The following is a 15,164-nucleotide window of genomic DNA, read 5'->3' as shown; positions in this document are numbered from 1 at the left end:
TTTTATTTAGTATGAAGAAAGATGTTGCTATACTAGAAAAGTATGTGCATTGTATGATTGAAAAATACCCTTTGCGTAAATGTGCTGAAATCTGCGACATCAACTTAGCTACTGCTTTTGCTTGGCGACACAAGATTTTAGATGCTCTGCAAAAGATGATGGAAAAAGTTGAGTTAGACGGCGTTGTACAAGCGGATGAAACCTTTACAACCATTTCTTACAAAGGGCATCATCGAAATTTTAAGTTGCCACGCCCTTCGCATAAAAGAGGCACCAAAGCAAGTCAGCGTGGCTTATCAAAAGAGCAGGTTTGTATTCCTGTTGGCGTAAATCTAAACGGATTGTCTATTGCCAAGGTTGCCAACTTGGGTCGCCCAACAATTAAAGATTTACGCAAAGTTTTGGGCGATAAGATAGCCCGAGATTCGGTATTGGTTACAGATTCACTTCGTGCTTATCAAAAACTTTCTTTTGTTATGGGTTTAAACCATATTCGAGTCCCAAGAAATAAATTCAAATCAGGCATATTTAATATTCAAATAGTAAACAACTACCATAAACGCTTAAAAGACTTAATTTTCGGTACATTTAAAGGTGTTGCTACAAAATACTTAAACAACTATCTTGTGTATCATAATTTTGTTAATTTTTCTAAAGACACCAAGACAAATAAAGAAGTTGTATTATTTGAGTTTATTCGTAATACGTTCTGCCAAAGCAAAACATTTGAAATTGCAAAACGTCCTGTTCTACCAATTTTAAGTGACAATCATAGGCTATTAGATATGGATATAAAAAATGATTGAAAAGCAAAAAAAAGACAGATATGAAATGCACAAATATTGGGGAAAAAAACCCTCTGCTCATTTAAAAGAACTAATTGAAACATATTCAGGGGAAGGCGATGTTATTCTTGACCCTTTTTCAGGTTATGGAGTTTTCTGTTGCGAGGCATATTTACTAAATAGAAATGTAATTTCTAATGATCTAAACCCAATCGCAAATTTTATAAATCATCGACTTTTGTCAAAAGATCTGAATATAGAGAAACTAACAAAGGAATGGGGTGTAATAAAAAGTCAATTAGAACCATTTATAAATAAATGGTATGGTTTAAATTTAAAAGATGAAACAGTTCAACTTATTAGTATTCTAAGAGATAAAAGCGACAAACCAATAAAGGTAAGATTTAAAAGTGTAAATAATAAAAGAACTGAAGAGATTTATTTATCTCAAGATCAAATCAATGAGTTTATAAATTTCGAAAATTCACAAGAAATTGAAGATTGGTATCCAAAAAATAAACTTATTGAAAATTCAAGAATTTCTGCAAAGAAAGGAATGGTTGTATCTGATTTGTTTACTAAGAGAACTCTAGCCTGCCATTCAAAGTTACTCAAACTTATAGAAAGCAAATCCTCGGGAGAAGAACAGCAGTTACTTAAATTGGCATTTACCGCTAATCTTGCAAATTGTTCTAAATTAGTTCCACCAATAAAATCAAGGGGGGAAATGTCTCAAGGTGCTTGGATGACAGGGTTCTATGTTGGGGATACTTATATTGAAAATAATGTATTGCAATATTTTGAAAATAGATTAAATAAAATTATTAAAGGAAAAAAAGACTATTTAAAGTTTTTTAACAATCCTTTTTTTAACTATAAAAATACATATAAAGTTACTCAGTTTGACGCAAAACTCCTTGATATTGGTGACAATAGTGTAGATTACATATTTGCTGATCCTCCTTATGGAGATGCGGTGCCATACTTTGAGCAAAGTGTTATTTGGAACTCTTGGCTTAGATTAGAGCCTGAGTATAAAAATGAAATAGTTGTGTCAGATAGTAAATTTCGAAGCAAAAAAATTACAGATTTTGAAAGTGACATAAATAAAGCATTCGTAGAAATCAGAAGAGTTTTAAAGTCAGATGGTTATTTTTCGTTAACTTATCATTCTCTTTCTGGATTAGAATGGAGAGCAATAACAAATGCTTGCATTTATAATGGTTTTGAAATGATTTCATTCAAATGGCTAACGCAAAAAAACTTTACGCCAAGACAAATAAATCGTTATAAAAGTGTGAAAGGCGATGTTCTTGTGACATTTAAAAAGTCATCGGAGGTTAATTTTACTATATTAGATGACAATCAAACAGAAATGTTTTTTAAACAAAATCTTAAAAGCTGGCTGTCTAGGGAAAGTTTGGATACAAATGAGGTTTTTTTGCGAATTATGAAATTGATTTTTGCAGAGAGAATAATAATTGGAAGTGTTGATCTATACAAAACGCTGGTTAATAATTTTCATTTTACCAAAACAAATCAATGGAGCATCAAATGAAAAACTTATCTTTCTCACAATTAGACTCTTTTTTTAGAAAAGATGATTTTCCAAGTATTGAGAGACATCAATATGGCATTAGGTATTTAAAATTAAGAAGTATGTCTCGTAAAGAAATTATGGAAGAATTTTTTCAGGAATATGAAATTGACATCTCTAAGCTTAAGTCAAAAGAATATTTTAGATATGCTTTTGAGAACATTGATATAACCATAGAAAGTATAAATAGTTTTATTGAAAAGAAATACCAAATAGAGCGTACCGATAGACTTCTACAAGAAGATTATTTAGTAGATCAACTGAGCAGATTACAATACTTCGATTGGGGCGGTTCATTTGGTAATAGTCTTGAAAAAAACATTGTCGATAATTATGTCAAAAAAATACAATCTTTTGACATAATTAACAAAAAAATAGAAACTGAGCTATTTTCAAGTTTACAGGGATACACTCTAAATTCTTGGTATAATCACTGGACTTCAATTTTAATTGAAGATATTTTTAAAGATCATGCTAATGTATTGCCAACCATCGGACTTATAAAAAAGATTGATTTCTTTATAAATGAGATACCTTTTGATTTAAAGGTTACTTATTTTCCTGAGCAGTTCTTAGCTGAAAAATTGAAGCAAAAGGGGTTTGGCAATGAGTTAACTAGATTAAAACAAATATGTAGAAAACTGAACATTTTAATTCCTAATGACATGTCTGACAAAAACTTAAAACTGCATTTATACACAAAAGTTTCAGAATGTCATCATAAAGAAGCTAAAGAATTAATAAATGAATTAAATAAGTTAAAAAAACAAATTATTCGTGAAGCCGAACAAAATTCAGATGAATTAAAAGTATGGCTTTATGAAAATCAGGGTGAAGCCCGTTTTGACGCTTCAAATAGATTTTTTTTAATTCTCACGGACGAGACCAATATCAATGATAGTTGGAAACTTAAAAGAAACATTAAATTCCTAAGAGAGAAAATTCACTCTCATCTAGATTCTATAAAACTGGATCTTAATAAACTAAATACAAAATTTTACTGGAAGAAAACAAATGAACATTTTAATTGTAAGTCTGATATACTTTTTATAAAACAGACTTAATGGAAATAATTGTATACTTAGCTGTTAAAAAATATAAACATCGGGCATTTGATCGATATTAATAAAAGCAAGGCGGATCAGAGCAACCTTGCTAATCTAAGTAAATCAACAGTATTTTAAAACACAGCCTTTTTAAAAAATATTTTCACTCTTGGATTTTTGAAAGTGAATATGTTTTCTCAACCGATAAAAAAGTAGATGAAATCAAACCATGTTTTTTTGCCCTTTGCGCTTTAATGCTTATAGGCTATATCCACAATAGCGCAATAGGACTACAAGAGGGCTATGCACATTATGATTTTTCTATTGATTACGCTATTAGAGCAACAGAACTTGTATGTATGGCCGAGGCTACGGCAAATCTATTTTTAGAACCGAAGGATACAAAACTTATTGAGCAGCAAATTAAATCTGCATCTGCAAAAAAAGCAGCTAATATCAGACATGCTAAAAATCAAGCACTAAAAGAACAAGCTATTAGACGATGGTATCAAGAAATAAAGAAGCCAAAACCCAAAAGCAAAAATGCACTTGCCGCCGATTTAGCTAAAGAGTTCAGCCTATCCGTAACTACGGTAAGAAGATGGTTACAGGGCGTAAAAGAACTTAGTTCAACAGATGAAATAGAACTACCATTTTAAGTATGCCCTATGCGTGCATGGCCTACCCTATGCATGCATAGGGTATTTTTTTGTTTTAAATTCAACTGAATAATTGCCCTGTTAAACAACGCCGCACCAAGCGGCAGAAAGGGCAACCGCAATGACAACCAACACAAACACCACCACACCAACCACCGACCAATTTATCCGCGTGAAAGAGCTGGCCGCCACATTCGGCGTTTCCGCCACCTCAATTTGGGGTTGGTGTAATCCCAAAGACCGCCGCCACAAGCCCGATTTTCCCAAGCCGATTAAATTATCGGCCAACACGACCGTATGGAGCCTCAACGCCGTAAACGCCTATATCGGCAAATTGGCCGAGCAGGCCGCAAACTAAGAGGGTAAGCACCATGCAAAAAGAAACCGCCCAAACGCAAACGCATTCAGACGGCCAAGCAGGTAGTAATGACATCATTATGAAGCCTGCACGCCCCAAATTCAAGCCCGAAAGCCAATGCGGCGAAATCCTAGCGTATATCCGCGCCCACGGCAGCATAACCCACCACCAAGCCGCGCAGATGGGCATCATGGGCTTTAACGCCCGTATCAACGAAATACGCGCCGCAGGCTACCCCGTGATATGCACCATGACCGAGCATATCAACAAGCACGGCAAGGCCGTAAAGCGCGGCGTCTTCACGCTGGCAGTAGAAACAGAGGGAGCAGCAGCATGAATGCACTTGTCAAACTGGACTATCACAACACCGCCATTCACGCCGACCGCGAAGCATGGTTTAACGCTACCGAAATCGCCGCGCATTTTGGCAAACAGGTTTACGAATGGTTACGCCTGCCCGAAACAGAGCGATACATAGCCGCCCTATGCAAACGTGAAGAAGAAAAGCAGGCAAATTCAAATACGGGATTTTCCCGTATTACAAAAAGCAGCTTTATCAGAAGCAGACGCGGCAATAACGGCGGCACTTGGCTGCACCCGAAGCTGGCCGTTTCATTCGCCCGCTGGTGTGATGTTGATTTTGCCGTATGGTGTGATGAGCAAATCACAGAGCTGTTAACAGGCCGCCAAGACTGGCAGCAGGGCAGAGCCGAAAGCAAGATAGCTTTTCAGGTTATGGCGGAAATCCTCAAAGCCTCACGCCAAGCAGACGGCAAGGCCACCGCCGCCCACCATTACAGCAATGAAGCCCTGTTGTGCAACGCCGCGCTTACAGGCCGCTTTGCGCCGCTGGAGCGCGACCGCTTGAGCCGCCCCGCATTAACCATGCTTACCCGCTTAGAAGCGTGCAACGCCGCCTTAATCGGGCAGGGTATGCCCTACCAACAGCGCAAAGCCGAACTGTTCAAACTGGCAGAGCCGCAAAGAAACGCCATTCAGGCCACTTTGCAATAAAGCGCAAAGCCGTCTGAATACCGCCCAATAGCAAACCTTACATCAGCTTTCAGACGGCCTAAACCGCAAAAGAGATACCACCCCGTATCACTTTCCACTTTACGAACAACCCAAGAGAGTTTAGAATTAAATTTCTCTCTCTCAATTCATAAAGCCCTAAATCAGCAGGGTAAACGCTGGTTTTTTTACGCCCCTATCTTTCGGAGGCGTAAGCATTCCGCATACAGTCATCTATCCGTCTGAAAATCTTTCAGGCGCGTATCACAAGCTATGCGGGTGTGGGGTATCGGTAACGACCCCGTCGGACTTTATGCCGGAGAGAGCACCCGCCCCTTATGGGCTTCAAACTCTCAAAACATAAAGGCGCATATCATGCAAAACCAACCCCAAGCTATCAAAAGCACCCAATCTCAAACCGTTTCAAAAATCCAAACCAACGCATACCCCCTGCAAGTCATTTCCCAAATTGACGGCCTCGTCTATATCGAAGCCCCGACCGATACCATGTATCCCAAAATCGCCAAACACGACCTGATTGGCATTCAGCCCCTGCAAGACGGCGAGCCAGTCGCAGACGGCGTCTATTTGGCCGACAACAACGGCTATCCCACTCTGTACCGCATTCAAGGCTTGACCGCAGGCGGCTATCTCCTGATTTGCGACAACCGACACTATCAAAATCAAACCGTTTCCACCCTGCCGCCTTTACTTGGCAGAGTGCGGCGCATCTGCACGTTTCTTGACGACCAACGCCAAGACGACATCACACAAGCCGTAGCGGCCAACCGCTACCAATAATCAAAACCCCCACCCCTTGACACCCGCCGCCAAGCCGTTTTTCACCGCTTGGCAGGCGGAATGCACCCCAAAACCCGCATTCCCGCCCCAAAACGCGCCAATCAGGCCGTTTCACAGAGCAGGGCAGGCAAGGGTATTCAGAGCAGACAATGGCCGTCTGAAACGCATTCAGGCCGCCAAGAAACGGAGCAAACCAAATGAGCCGTAACCCAAACACTATCAGCCAAACCACCCGCCGCCAAACCAACCGCGCAATGCGTGAGCAGGCGCGCAAGCAGGCCCAGCGGCGAAACATCATCATCGACACCATCAGCGCAATCCTCACCGCCATGCTGGTGTGCTTCATCATCAGCCAATGCACCACCCCCGCCGCCGCCCAAACCATCGAAGCAGAGCAGGCCGCAGACGCAGCAGAAGCCGCCGCCGCATGGGCGCACGTCTATACAGGCGTGGACTTGGATAACGCCGCCGTAGCAGAGCCGATTGAGTAAGGAGCAAATCATGAACCACACCAGCGAGCAAATCAAAGAAGCCGCCCGTTACCGTTGGCGCGGCATATTGCAACAAATGGGCATACCCGCCCGCGCATTGACAGGCAAACATACCGCCTGCCCCGTTTGCGGCGGCAAAGACCGCTTCAGATTTGACGACCAAGAAGGGCGCGGCACATTCATTTGCGGCCAACACGGCGCAGGCGACGGCATACGCCTGATAATGGACTTGCACCAATGCAATTTTCAGACGGCCTTATCCCGCCTTGCCGCGTGTCTTGGCATGGCCGCGCACACCCCGCCCGAATACCAGCCGCCGAAGCACGAGCCGAAGCAAGAGCCGCCCGAAAAAGACAAAGCCGCCAAGCTGGCCGCCCTTTGGCACGAAGCCAAGCCCGTCAAACAGGGCGACCCCGTTTACAGCTACCTGCAAGGGCGCGGGCTGGCAATGGCCGAGCCGCCCCAAAATATCCGCTACCACGAAACCTTGCCCTATTGGGTAGAAACATCAAACGGCTGGCAGATACACACCCGCGCCCCCGCCATGCTGGCCGCCATTCACAACACAGCGGGCGAGCTGCAAGGGCTGCATCTGACCTACCTCAAGCCCTGCTATGCCAAACCCCACGGCGACAACGGCAACCACATACCCAGCTACACCAAGCTGAATATCCGCCATCCCGACACAGGCGAGCCGCTACCCGCCAAGAAAATGCAAAGCCGCATATCAGGCAGCACCAAAGGCGCAGCCGTACAACTTTACCCGCTGGCCGAAGCAGAGCCGCGCCGCCTGCTGGTGTGCGAGGGCATAGAAACCGCCTTAGCCGCGCGGGAGCTGTTCCCCGATTATCCCGTATGGGCATGCCTGAATGCGGGCAACCTGGCCGCCTTCCAAATCCCGCCCGAAGTAACCGAGCTGCTGATTGTCGCAGACCACGACACCCCGCGCCCCGTAGGTTTCAAAGCCGCGCATGATTTGGCCGTGCGCGCCATTAAGAGCGGCGTAAGGGCGGGAATATGGCAGCCCGAAACACAAGGCTATGACGCGCTGGACGAGCTGGAGCGGCGCAAACGCCCCGCCTACCACACCATGCAACACTTGAGAGAGAGCAAGGCATAGGCCATGACACCAGCAAACGCAAATGAAATCAGTTGAGACACCACGAAAGCGAAAAACCATGACAACCAACCACCCCCGCGAACTGCCACACGACTTTACCGTAAACCCCGCCGAAATCGACTATCAGCCAATCAAGCCCCGTTTCGACATCAACGGCAAGGGCATTTTTTGGATTGGCACAAAGGCCGATAAAGACGGCAACGTAGAAGAATGCGCCCCCTTGCGTCTGGCCGACCCAATCGACATCATCGGGCAGGGCAAAGACAGCAGCGGGCAACATTGCCGCGTCATCCAGTTCACAGACCCCACCACCCGCCAAAGCCGCCGCGCCGTCTTACCGTCTGCCGAAATCGGCACACAAAGCGGCTGGCAGCGGTTACAGAGCTACGGCTTGACCATACATAGCGGGCGCATGAAGCGCGAGCGTCTGGCCGATTACCTGCAAACCGAGGGCAGCAAAGCGCGTTTCCAAATCACAGATAAAGCAGGCTGGCACGGCAAAGCCTACATACTGCCATCAGGCGAAATCCTCGCCCCCGCCGATACCGACAGCAGCAACATCATCTACCACGGCGACACCAGCACCGACACCGCCTACACCGTATCAGGCAGCCTTACCGACTGGCAGCACGAAATCGCCGCCAAAGCAGCAGGCAACAGCCGCCTATGCCTGGCCATCGGCACAGCCCTAGCCGCGCCCCTGCTTGCCCTGTTGAACGAGCAAAACGGCGGCTTCCATCTCTACGGCGACAGTTCAGACGGCAAAACCACCGCCGCACTGGCAGGCTTGAGCGTATGGGGCAACCCCGCCGCCCTCAAAATGGCATGGCGCGGCACAGATTTAGGCTTTTCCAACGCCGCGCTGGCACGCAATGACGGCCTGTTAGTGTTGGACGAAATCGGCGAAGCCCACCCCAAAACCATCAGCAAAACCGCCTATTCAGTCATCAACGGCAAAAGCAAAATACAGGGCGCAAAAGACGGCGGCAACCGCGCCGCGCAGGAATGGCGCGTCTTACTGCTTTCCACAGGGGAATACAGCTTGCAAGCCTACATGGAGCGCACAGGCGAAAAATGGGAAGCAGGGCAGGCCGTAAGACTGCCGAGCATACCCGCCGCCGCCGCGCTGGAGCTGGCCGCCGACATTACAGGCCTGCCCGCAGGCGTAGGCATGGCGGGCGTGAAACAATGCTTTGATGATTGGTATGCCATCAACGGCGCAGGCAAATACGAAGACCGCCGCATTATTGACGCAGCCGCTGCATTTCTATCACGATACGCCGATACCCCGCGCTTTGTTGATTGGAGCAGCCAGACCACCAACCACAACCACGCAGGCTATCGCCGCCCCGCGCAAGACCCCGAAGCCAACCGCGCAGGCATAAACGAATATTGGATAATCCCCGATGTAGTCAAAGTAGAAATCACACAAGGCACAGACCTGAATAAGGCTTGCCGCGTATGGTATGACGCGGGTTGGCTGTTACGCAACGAAGCAGACCAACGTTGGACGAGAAAGAAAAGGGGCAAGGGCAGCCATTATGTATTTCAAGGCATGACCCCGCCCGACAACGACCCCGATAAGGGCGAAAAATAGCCCCGCCGATACCGACACCAGCAAGGCAGATATGCGCCTTGCTGTTTTTTATTGCTTGCGGCCTGCCTTATGTTGTAATAACATCAATACAAATCCCGAAACGGAGTAACCACCATGCAAACATTCAGCAGCCGAGAATTTAACCAGCGCACCAGCCAAGCCCAAAAGGCCGCGCAAGTCGCCCCCGTGTTTATTACCAAGCGCGGCAAGCCCGATTTAGTGTTAATCAGCCATGCCGAATATTTACGGCTGGCAGGCAAAAAGCAAACCATGCTGGAAGCCCTAACCCCGCCGCCTGAGCTTGCCGCCGCAATGGCCGATGTAGATATGGAAATCCCCCCGCGAAGCACCGCGCAACGCCCCGCCGTGGAGTTTGAATAATGTACCTGCTTGATACCAACATCATCAGCGACACCCGCCGCCCCGAGCGCACCAACAGCGGCCTGCAACAATGGCTTGCCGATAAAGACCCTGCCGCCTTTTACACCAGCGCAATAGTCATGATGGAGCTAGAGCGGGGTGTATTGGGCATAGAGCGCAAAGACCAAGCACAAGGCGCAATATTGCGGCAATGGCTGGAAGATACCGTAAAGCCCGCCTTTTCAGGCCGCATCCTGCCGATAGACGAAGCCACCGCCGAAATATGCGCCGCCCTGCATATCCCCGATAGAAGCCCCGAAAACGACGCATGGATAGCCGCCACCGCCAAGCAGCACCGCTTGATATTGGTAACGCGCAATACCGCCGATTTTGAGCGCACAGGCGTGAAGCTGTTTAACCCGTTTACCGACTAAAGGGCGTAGAGCATAACGGAGATATAACCATGAAATACAAAAGCGAAGTTTTCGCAGCCATTCACGAAACCATGCAAGACCTGCACGAAGCAGGCGCGATTAATGCGGCTACTATGCGTCAGTTTGACAAATCATGCCTTACCAAAGTAGAAGCACTAGTCCCCGCCGACATCAAAGCCATCAGAGAGCGCGAAGCCCTCACACAGGCCGCCTTTGCCATTCATCTCAATATCAGCAAAAACCAAGTTTCAGATTGGGAGCGGGGCGTGAAGAAGCCGAGCGGTACAGCCCTGAAGCTGCTTACCATCGTAAAAAAACAAAGGCATTGAGGCCATAGCCTAGCCGCCAACACAAAGGCCGTCTGAACGCAAATCAGACGGCCTTATTTCACACCAGCAAAATCAAGTCATGACATGACTGAAACACGCGGCTGCCCCCCACACCGCCCACCCCGAGCGGAAACATCAACAGCCGCAAAAGTATTATTATCAACAAATAGTAAATAATCAAGCCGAAAATACCAGAGATTATCAATATTTAATGCAGTAATGTTCCCGCGTTCCCATGCATTCCCGTATGACAATATCATTGTTGGGAACACTTTTTATTATTAAAAACAAGTAACTAAGTAAAGTGTTCCCGCGTTCCCGCCGTTTTTGCATTTTTTGCACGCTTATATAGGGATTTTTTTCAGAGCCGAGCAGAGCGGCCACCCAAAAAAATCCGACCGCTTTTTTTTCACTCCGAAAAACTACCACCCTGCCAGTCCCAAAAAAGGGACTACCCCCTATCGACAAAAATAGCCTTACTCGACTATCATTGCCTGCCCGATAAAAAGCATCGGCCAGCCCCGCAATATCGCCTCTGAAAAATTTTGACTTTGACAAAATGGGGGTATTTTTGGGGGTATTTTGAAAAGCCGATAAAATTTATTTGTTAAAAATCACATGTATATCGTTTCATTTCGAGTCTGACCCTGCACCAAATTCTGAAACGGCTGCTTTTTTAAGCAGCCGTTTTTCATATTCCAAACACCACCCTGCACCCCAAAATTCCCGCGATTACTCATTTTCCAATACCGTTCCAATATTAAAACGCGCGCCCGTTTCTCTTCACTACCGCCGCTTCTGCATTCCACTATCCGCCTCATTTTCAGACGGCCTTTCCGCACCCGTCCATACCGCCCTACATCTTCGCGGCTCAAGTGTTGACAATCCGCCTGCCGCGCCGCCGCATGCCGCATATATTTATCTTATGAAAATCAAAAGCTAATAATATTTGATTAAAATAATGTTAAAAGACGAAAGTTTTTATCTTGCCTGAATGCGCGGATTGGGTTATCGTTGGCGTTCTCCGTTTTTTCATCAACTCTGAGCCTTAGTCCAATGCTCGGGTTATGTTGCCGTTACCGTGTTCCCCCAAAGCGCGTACCCTAAACCGCTGCTTGGCGGACTTGCATTACAGGTGCTGTGGTAAGGCTGCTAGTCCGGTTGGGCCGACGCCATAAAAAAGAGGTTGTTATGCAATTATCAGGTGCACAAATCGTTGTGCAAAGTCTCAAAGCCGAAGGTGTGGAATACGTTTTCGGCTATCCGGGCGGCGCGGTTCTCGAAATCTACGACGCCATTTTCCAGCTCAATAAATTCAAGCACATTCTGACCCGCCACGAGCAGGCTGCCGTCCATGCGGCCGATGCCTATGCACGCACCAGCGGCAAAGTCGGCGTGGCTTTGGTCACTTCCGGCCCCGGCGCCACCAATGCGCTGACCGGCATCGCCACGGCTTATTCCGATTCGATTCCGATGGTGGTGATCACCGGCCAGGTAGGCACGCCCTCCATCGGCACGGATGCATTTCAGGAAGTCGATACCGTGGGCATTACCCGCCCGTGCGTGAAGCATAATTTCCTGGTGACCGACATCAACGAGCTGGCTGTAACCATCAAAAAAGCCTTCCAAATCGCCGCCAGCGGCCGCCCCGGCCCGGTGGTCGTCGATATTCCGAAAGACGTGACCCAGGCGATGGCGAAGTTCAGCTATCCGCAGGAAGACATCTTTATCCGCTCCTATCAGCCGGTGGTACAAGGCCATACCGGTCAGATTAAAAAAGCGGTACAGATGTTTGCTTCGGCCAAACGCCCGCTGGTTTACTTCGGCGGCGGTATCGTATTGGGCAACGCCAGCAGCGAGCTGATTGAATTTGTCCGCTCCACCGGTGCGCCCTGCGTGGGCACGCTGATGGGCTTGGGCGCATTCCCGTCCAGCGACCGCCAATATCTGGGTATGCTGGGTATGCACGGCACTTACGAAGCCAACCTCGCCATGCAGAATGCCGACGTAGTTTTGGCCGTAGGCGCACGCTTCGACGACCGCGTAGTGTCCGTACCGTCGAAATTCATGGAAAAACCGAAAAAAATCATCCATGTCGATGTCGATCCCTCCAGCATTGCCAAACGCGTCAAAGCCGATGTGCCGATTGTGGGCGACGTGAAAAACGTCTTGGCGGAAATGATTGCACTGTGCCACAAGCAAAACAGCATTCCGAGCCGCGAGCATTTGGACAAATGGTGGAAATCCATCGAATCTTGGCGCAGCCGCGACTGCCTCTGGTTTGAAAACGACAGCGAAACCATCAAACCGCAATATGTGGTGAAAAAGCTGGCGGAAATCACCGGCAACGCCGCCATCGTTACGTCCGACGTCGGCCAGCACCAAATGTTTGCCGCGCAATATTATCCGTTTGAGCGCCCGCGCCAATGGCTGAATTCCGGCGGCTTGGGCACCATGGGCGTCGGCCTGCCGTATGCCATGGGCGCGAAGCTGGCTGCGCCGGAGCAGGATGTATTCTGTATCACCGGCGAAGGCTCGATTCAGATGAACATCCAAGAGCTTTCCACCTGCTTCCAATACAAAATCCCGCTGACCGTTGTGACCCTTAACAACGGTTATCTGGGCATGGTGCGCCAGTGGCAGGAGCTGTATTACGACAACCGCGAATCGGAAACCTATTTCGATTCCCTGCCCGACTTCGTTAAGCTGGCAGAAGCCTACGGCCACGTCGGCATCCGCGTAGAGAAAACCTCCGAAGTGGAAAACGCCCTGCGCGAAGCCCTGCGCCACAACCGCGAAGGCCGCCTGGTATTCATCGACTTCATTACCGATAAAAAACAAAACGTGTTCCCCATGGTCGGCAACGGCAAAGGCCTCGATGAAATGGTACTGCCCGTGCACATGAGAGAAACCAAAGCCGACAGCGACGTCAACGACGTTACCGACCGCGATTACGACACAAGGAGCGTGCCATGAGAAGGATTTTATCGGTTTTGATTGAAAACAAATCAGGCGCGATGAGCCGCGTAGTCGGCCTGTTTTCCGCCCGCGACTACAACATCGACTCCCTGTCGGTAGCCGCCACCGAAGACAAAACCCTGTCGCGCATGACCATCGTAACCCACGGCGACGAAACCGTCATCGAGCAAATCACCAAGCAGCTCAACAAGCTGGTGGAAGTGATTAAGGTGGTGGATTTGAACGAAAGCCGCTTTGTCGAGCGCGAGCTGATGCTGGTTAAAGTACGCGCCGTCGGCAAAGACCGCGACGAATTCCTGCGTCTCAACGAAATCTACCGCGGCAGCGTGGTCGATGTCACCGACCGCAGCTACACCATCGAAGTGACCGGCTCGAGCGAAAAACTGGATTCCTTCCTGGAAACCGTCGGCCGCGCCGCCATTTTGGAAACCGTACGCACAGGCGCAGCCGGCATCGGCCGCGGCGAACGTATTCTGAAAATCTGATACCGCCTCCGGCGGACACGCGATTTTCAGACGGCCTGCCCCTCAGCAGGCCGTCTGAAACCCCAAACCCATCGATACCCCGTTAATAAGGAAACAAAATGCAAGTTTACTACGATAAAGACGCAGACCTGTCTTTGATTAAAGGCAAAACCGTTGCCATCATCGGCTACGGCTCGCAAGGCCACGCCCACGCCGCCAACCTGAAAGATTCCGGCGTTAACGTCGTCATCGGTTTGCGTAAAGGCACTTCTTGGGACAAAGCCGTTGCCGCAGGCCACGATGTACGCACTGTTGCCGAAGCCACCCAAGCCGCCGATGTTGTCATGATTCTGCTGCCGGACGAAACCGCGCCTGCAGTGTACAACGCCGAAATCAGCGCCAACCTGAAAGCCGGCGCCGCCCTGGCCTTCGCCCACGGCTTCAACGTACACTACAACCAAATCGTACCGCCGAAAGACGTTGACGTGATTATGGTTGCCCCCAAAGGCCCGGGCCACACCGTACGCAGCGAATTCCTGAAAGGCGGCGGCGTGCCGACCCTGATTGCCGTTTACCAAGACAACTCAGGCAAAGCCAAAGACATCGCCCTCTCTTACGCAGCAGCCAACGGCGGCACCAAAGGCGGCGTGATTGAAACCAACTTCCGCGAAGAAACCGAAACCGACCTGTTCGGCGAACAAGCCGTATTGTGCGGCGGCGCGGTAGAGCTGGTGAAATGCGGCTTCGAAACCCTGGTTGAAGCCGGCTACGCCCCCGAAATGGCCTACTTCGAGTGTCTGCACGAGCTGAAACTGATTGTGGATCTGATGTACGAAGGCGGCATCGCCAACATGAACTACTCCATTTCCAACAACGCGGAATACGGCGAATACGTGACCGGCCCCGAAGTGATTACCCCGGCCACCAAAGAAGCGATGAAAAAAGCCCTGTACCGCATCCAATCCGGCGAATACGCGAAAATGTTCATCCAAGAAGGCGCCACCAACTACGCCTCTATGACTGCCCGCCGCCGTCTGAACGCAGACCACCAAATCGAAAAAACCGGCGCACAACTGCGCGCCATGATGCCGTGGATTGCCAAAAACAAACTGGTTGATTTGGATAAAAACTAA

General features: G+C 48.4%; 16 protein-coding genes and 1 pseudogene. All 17 read left to right on the top strand.

The features are described from left to right. A partial coding sequence (locus tag BDE01S_RS02965; RefSeq protein WP_156472592.1) for an IS1595 family transposase occupies positions 1-806 on the top strand: 806 nt, incomplete at its 5' end. Further along, positions 799-2,343 carry a DNA methyltransferase gene (locus BDE01S_RS02960; RefSeq protein ID WP_066077212.1) on the top strand — a complete coding sequence of 515 codons (1,545 nt, stop codon included), beginning with the start codon at positions 799-801 and terminating at the stop codon, positions 2,341-2,343. The genes BDE01S_RS02965 and BDE01S_RS02960, both read left to right, overlap by 8 nt. Beyond that, positions 2,340-3,446 (top strand): hypothetical protein, encoded by a 1,107-nt coding sequence (locus tag BDE01S_RS02955; protein ID WP_147283896.1) that lies wholly within the window; start codon positions 2,340-2,342, stop codon positions 3,444-3,446. The genes BDE01S_RS02960 and BDE01S_RS02955 overlap by 4 nt, the downstream gene beginning before the upstream one ends. Before the next feature lie 341 nt (positions 3,447-3,787). After that, the gene (locus BDE01S_RS02950; RefSeq protein ID WP_066077206.1) at positions 3,788-4,087 is read left to right on the top strand and encodes a hypothetical protein; all 300 of its coding nucleotides are present in this window, start codon (positions 3,788-3,790) and stop codon (positions 4,085-4,087) included. A 121-nt stretch (positions 4,088-4,208) separates the two neighbouring features. After that, a complete protein-coding gene (locus tag BDE01S_RS02945; protein ID WP_066077203.1) occupies positions 4,209-4,445 on the top strand; it encodes a helix-turn-helix transcriptional regulator in 237 nt (78 codons plus the stop codon). A 13-nt stretch (positions 4,446-4,458) separates the two neighbouring features. After that, positions 4,459-4,782, top strand: a complete 324-nt coding sequence (locus tag BDE01S_RS02940; RefSeq protein WP_245934303.1) for a helix-turn-helix domain-containing protein — start codon at positions 4,459-4,461, stop codon at positions 4,780-4,782. Continuing rightward, a complete protein-coding gene (locus BDE01S_RS02935; protein ID WP_066077199.1) occupies positions 4,779-5,459 on the top strand; it encodes a KilA-N domain-containing protein in 681 nt (226 codons plus the stop codon). The genes BDE01S_RS02940 and BDE01S_RS02935 overlap by 4 nt, the downstream gene beginning before the upstream one ends. Before the next feature lie 372 nt (positions 5,460-5,831). Further along, positions 5,832-6,257 carry a S24 family peptidase gene (locus BDE01S_RS02930; RefSeq protein WP_066077196.1) on the top strand — a complete coding sequence of 142 codons (426 nt, stop codon included), beginning with the start codon at positions 5,832-5,834 and terminating at the stop codon, positions 6,255-6,257. Between the two features lie 197 nt (positions 6,258-6,454). After that, a complete protein-coding gene (locus BDE01S_RS02925; protein ID WP_066077193.1) occupies positions 6,455-6,748 on the top strand; it encodes a hypothetical protein in 294 nt (97 codons plus the stop codon). 10 nt (positions 6,749-6,758) lie between these two features. Beyond that, complete coding sequence (locus BDE01S_RS02920) at positions 6,759-7,868, top strand: DUF7146 domain-containing protein (RefSeq protein WP_066077190.1); 1,110 nt, start codon at positions 6,759-6,761, stop codon at positions 7,866-7,868. 58 nt (positions 7,869-7,926) lie between these two features. After that, complete coding sequence (locus BDE01S_RS02915) at positions 7,927-9,465, top strand: DUF927 domain-containing protein (RefSeq protein WP_115225437.1); 1,539 nt, start codon at positions 7,927-7,929, stop codon at positions 9,463-9,465. A 114-nt stretch (positions 9,466-9,579) separates the two neighbouring features. Continuing rightward, entirely contained in the window at positions 9,580-9,846 is a 267-nt protein-coding gene (locus tag BDE01S_RS02910; RefSeq protein WP_066077187.1) for a type II toxin-antitoxin system prevent-host-death family antitoxin, read from the top strand. Then, positions 9,846-10,259: a type II toxin-antitoxin system VapC family toxin gene (locus BDE01S_RS02905; RefSeq protein ID WP_066077184.1), complete on the top strand. Its 414-nt coding sequence runs from the start codon at positions 9,846-9,848 to the stop codon at positions 10,257-10,259. Before BDE01S_RS02910 ends, BDE01S_RS02905 begins: the two co-directional genes overlap by 1 nt. Before the next feature lie 29 nt (positions 10,260-10,288). After that, positions 10,289-10,601 (top strand): annotated as a pseudogene (locus BDE01S_RS02900) (helix-turn-helix domain-containing protein). A gap of 1,178 nt (positions 10,602-11,779) precedes the next feature. Then, positions 11,780-13,564, top strand: a complete 1,785-nt coding sequence (gene ilvB / locus BDE01S_RS02890; protein ID WP_066077178.1) for a biosynthetic-type acetolactate synthase large subunit — start codon at positions 11,780-11,782, stop codon at positions 13,562-13,564. Continuing rightward, positions 13,561-14,052 (top strand): acetolactate synthase small subunit, encoded by a 492-nt coding sequence (gene ilvN, locus BDE01S_RS02885; RefSeq protein ID WP_066077176.1) that lies wholly within the window; start codon positions 13,561-13,563, stop codon positions 14,050-14,052. The genes ilvB and ilvN overlap by 4 nt, the downstream gene beginning before the upstream one ends. 98 nt (positions 14,053-14,150) lie before the next feature. Further along, on the top strand, positions 14,151-15,164 hold the full coding sequence (gene ilvC, locus BDE01S_RS02880) for a ketol-acid reductoisomerase (RefSeq protein WP_066077173.1): 1,014 nt from the start codon (positions 14,151-14,153) through the stop codon (positions 15,162-15,164).

It is taken from the genome of Bergeriella denitrificans NBRC 102155 (assembly GCF_001592185.1).
GTDB classification, from domain to species: Bacteria; Pseudomonadota; Gammaproteobacteria; order Burkholderiales; family Neisseriaceae; genus Neisseria; species Neisseria denitrificans.
This window is presented reverse-complemented; position numbering and strand designations above follow the sequence as displayed.

Bases quoted from the DNA above. Each gene is read 5' to 3' on its own strand.
- ilvB (WP_066077178.1), top strand. From the start codon at position 11,780: ATGCAATTATCAGGTGCACAAATCGTTGTGCAAAGTCTCAAAGCCGAA.
- BDE01S_RS02915 (WP_115225437.1), top strand. From the start codon at position 7,927: ATGACAACCAACCACCCCCGCGAACTGCCACACGACTTTACCGTAAAC.
- BDE01S_RS02935 (WP_066077199.1), top strand. From the start codon at position 4,779: ATGAATGCACTTGTCAAACTGGACTATCACAACACCGCCATTCACGCC.
- BDE01S_RS02960 (WP_066077212.1), top strand. From the start codon at position 799: ATGATTGAAAAGCAAAAAAAAGACAGATATGAAATGCACAAATATTGG.
- BDE01S_RS02940 (WP_245934303.1), top strand. From the start codon at position 4,459: ATGCAAAAAGAAACCGCCCAAACGCAAACGCATTCAGACGGCCAAGCA.
- BDE01S_RS02950 (WP_066077206.1), top strand. From the start codon at position 3,788: ATGGCCGAGGCTACGGCAAATCTATTTTTAGAACCGAAGGATACAAAA.
- BDE01S_RS02955 (WP_147283896.1), top strand. From the start codon at position 2,340: ATGAAAAACTTATCTTTCTCACAATTAGACTCTTTTTTTAGAAAAGAT.
- BDE01S_RS02910 (WP_066077187.1), top strand. From the start codon at position 9,580: ATGCAAACATTCAGCAGCCGAGAATTTAACCAGCGCACCAGCCAAGCC.
- ilvC (WP_066077173.1), top strand. From the start codon at position 14,151: ATGCAAGTTTACTACGATAAAGACGCAGACCTGTCTTTGATTAAAGGC.
- ilvN (WP_066077176.1), top strand. From the start codon at position 13,561: ATGAGAAGGATTTTATCGGTTTTGATTGAAAACAAATCAGGCGCGATG.
- BDE01S_RS02920 (WP_066077190.1), top strand. From the start codon at position 6,759: ATGAACCACACCAGCGAGCAAATCAAAGAAGCCGCCCGTTACCGTTGG.
- BDE01S_RS02945 (WP_066077203.1), top strand. From the start codon at position 4,209: ATGACAACCAACACAAACACCACCACACCAACCACCGACCAATTTATC.
- BDE01S_RS02930 (WP_066077196.1), top strand. From the start codon at position 5,832: ATGCAAAACCAACCCCAAGCTATCAAAAGCACCCAATCTCAAACCGTT.
- BDE01S_RS02905 (WP_066077184.1), top strand. From the start codon at position 9,846: ATGTACCTGCTTGATACCAACATCATCAGCGACACCCGCCGCCCCGAG.
- BDE01S_RS02925 (WP_066077193.1), top strand. From the start codon at position 6,455: ATGAGCCGTAACCCAAACACTATCAGCCAAACCACCCGCCGCCAAACC.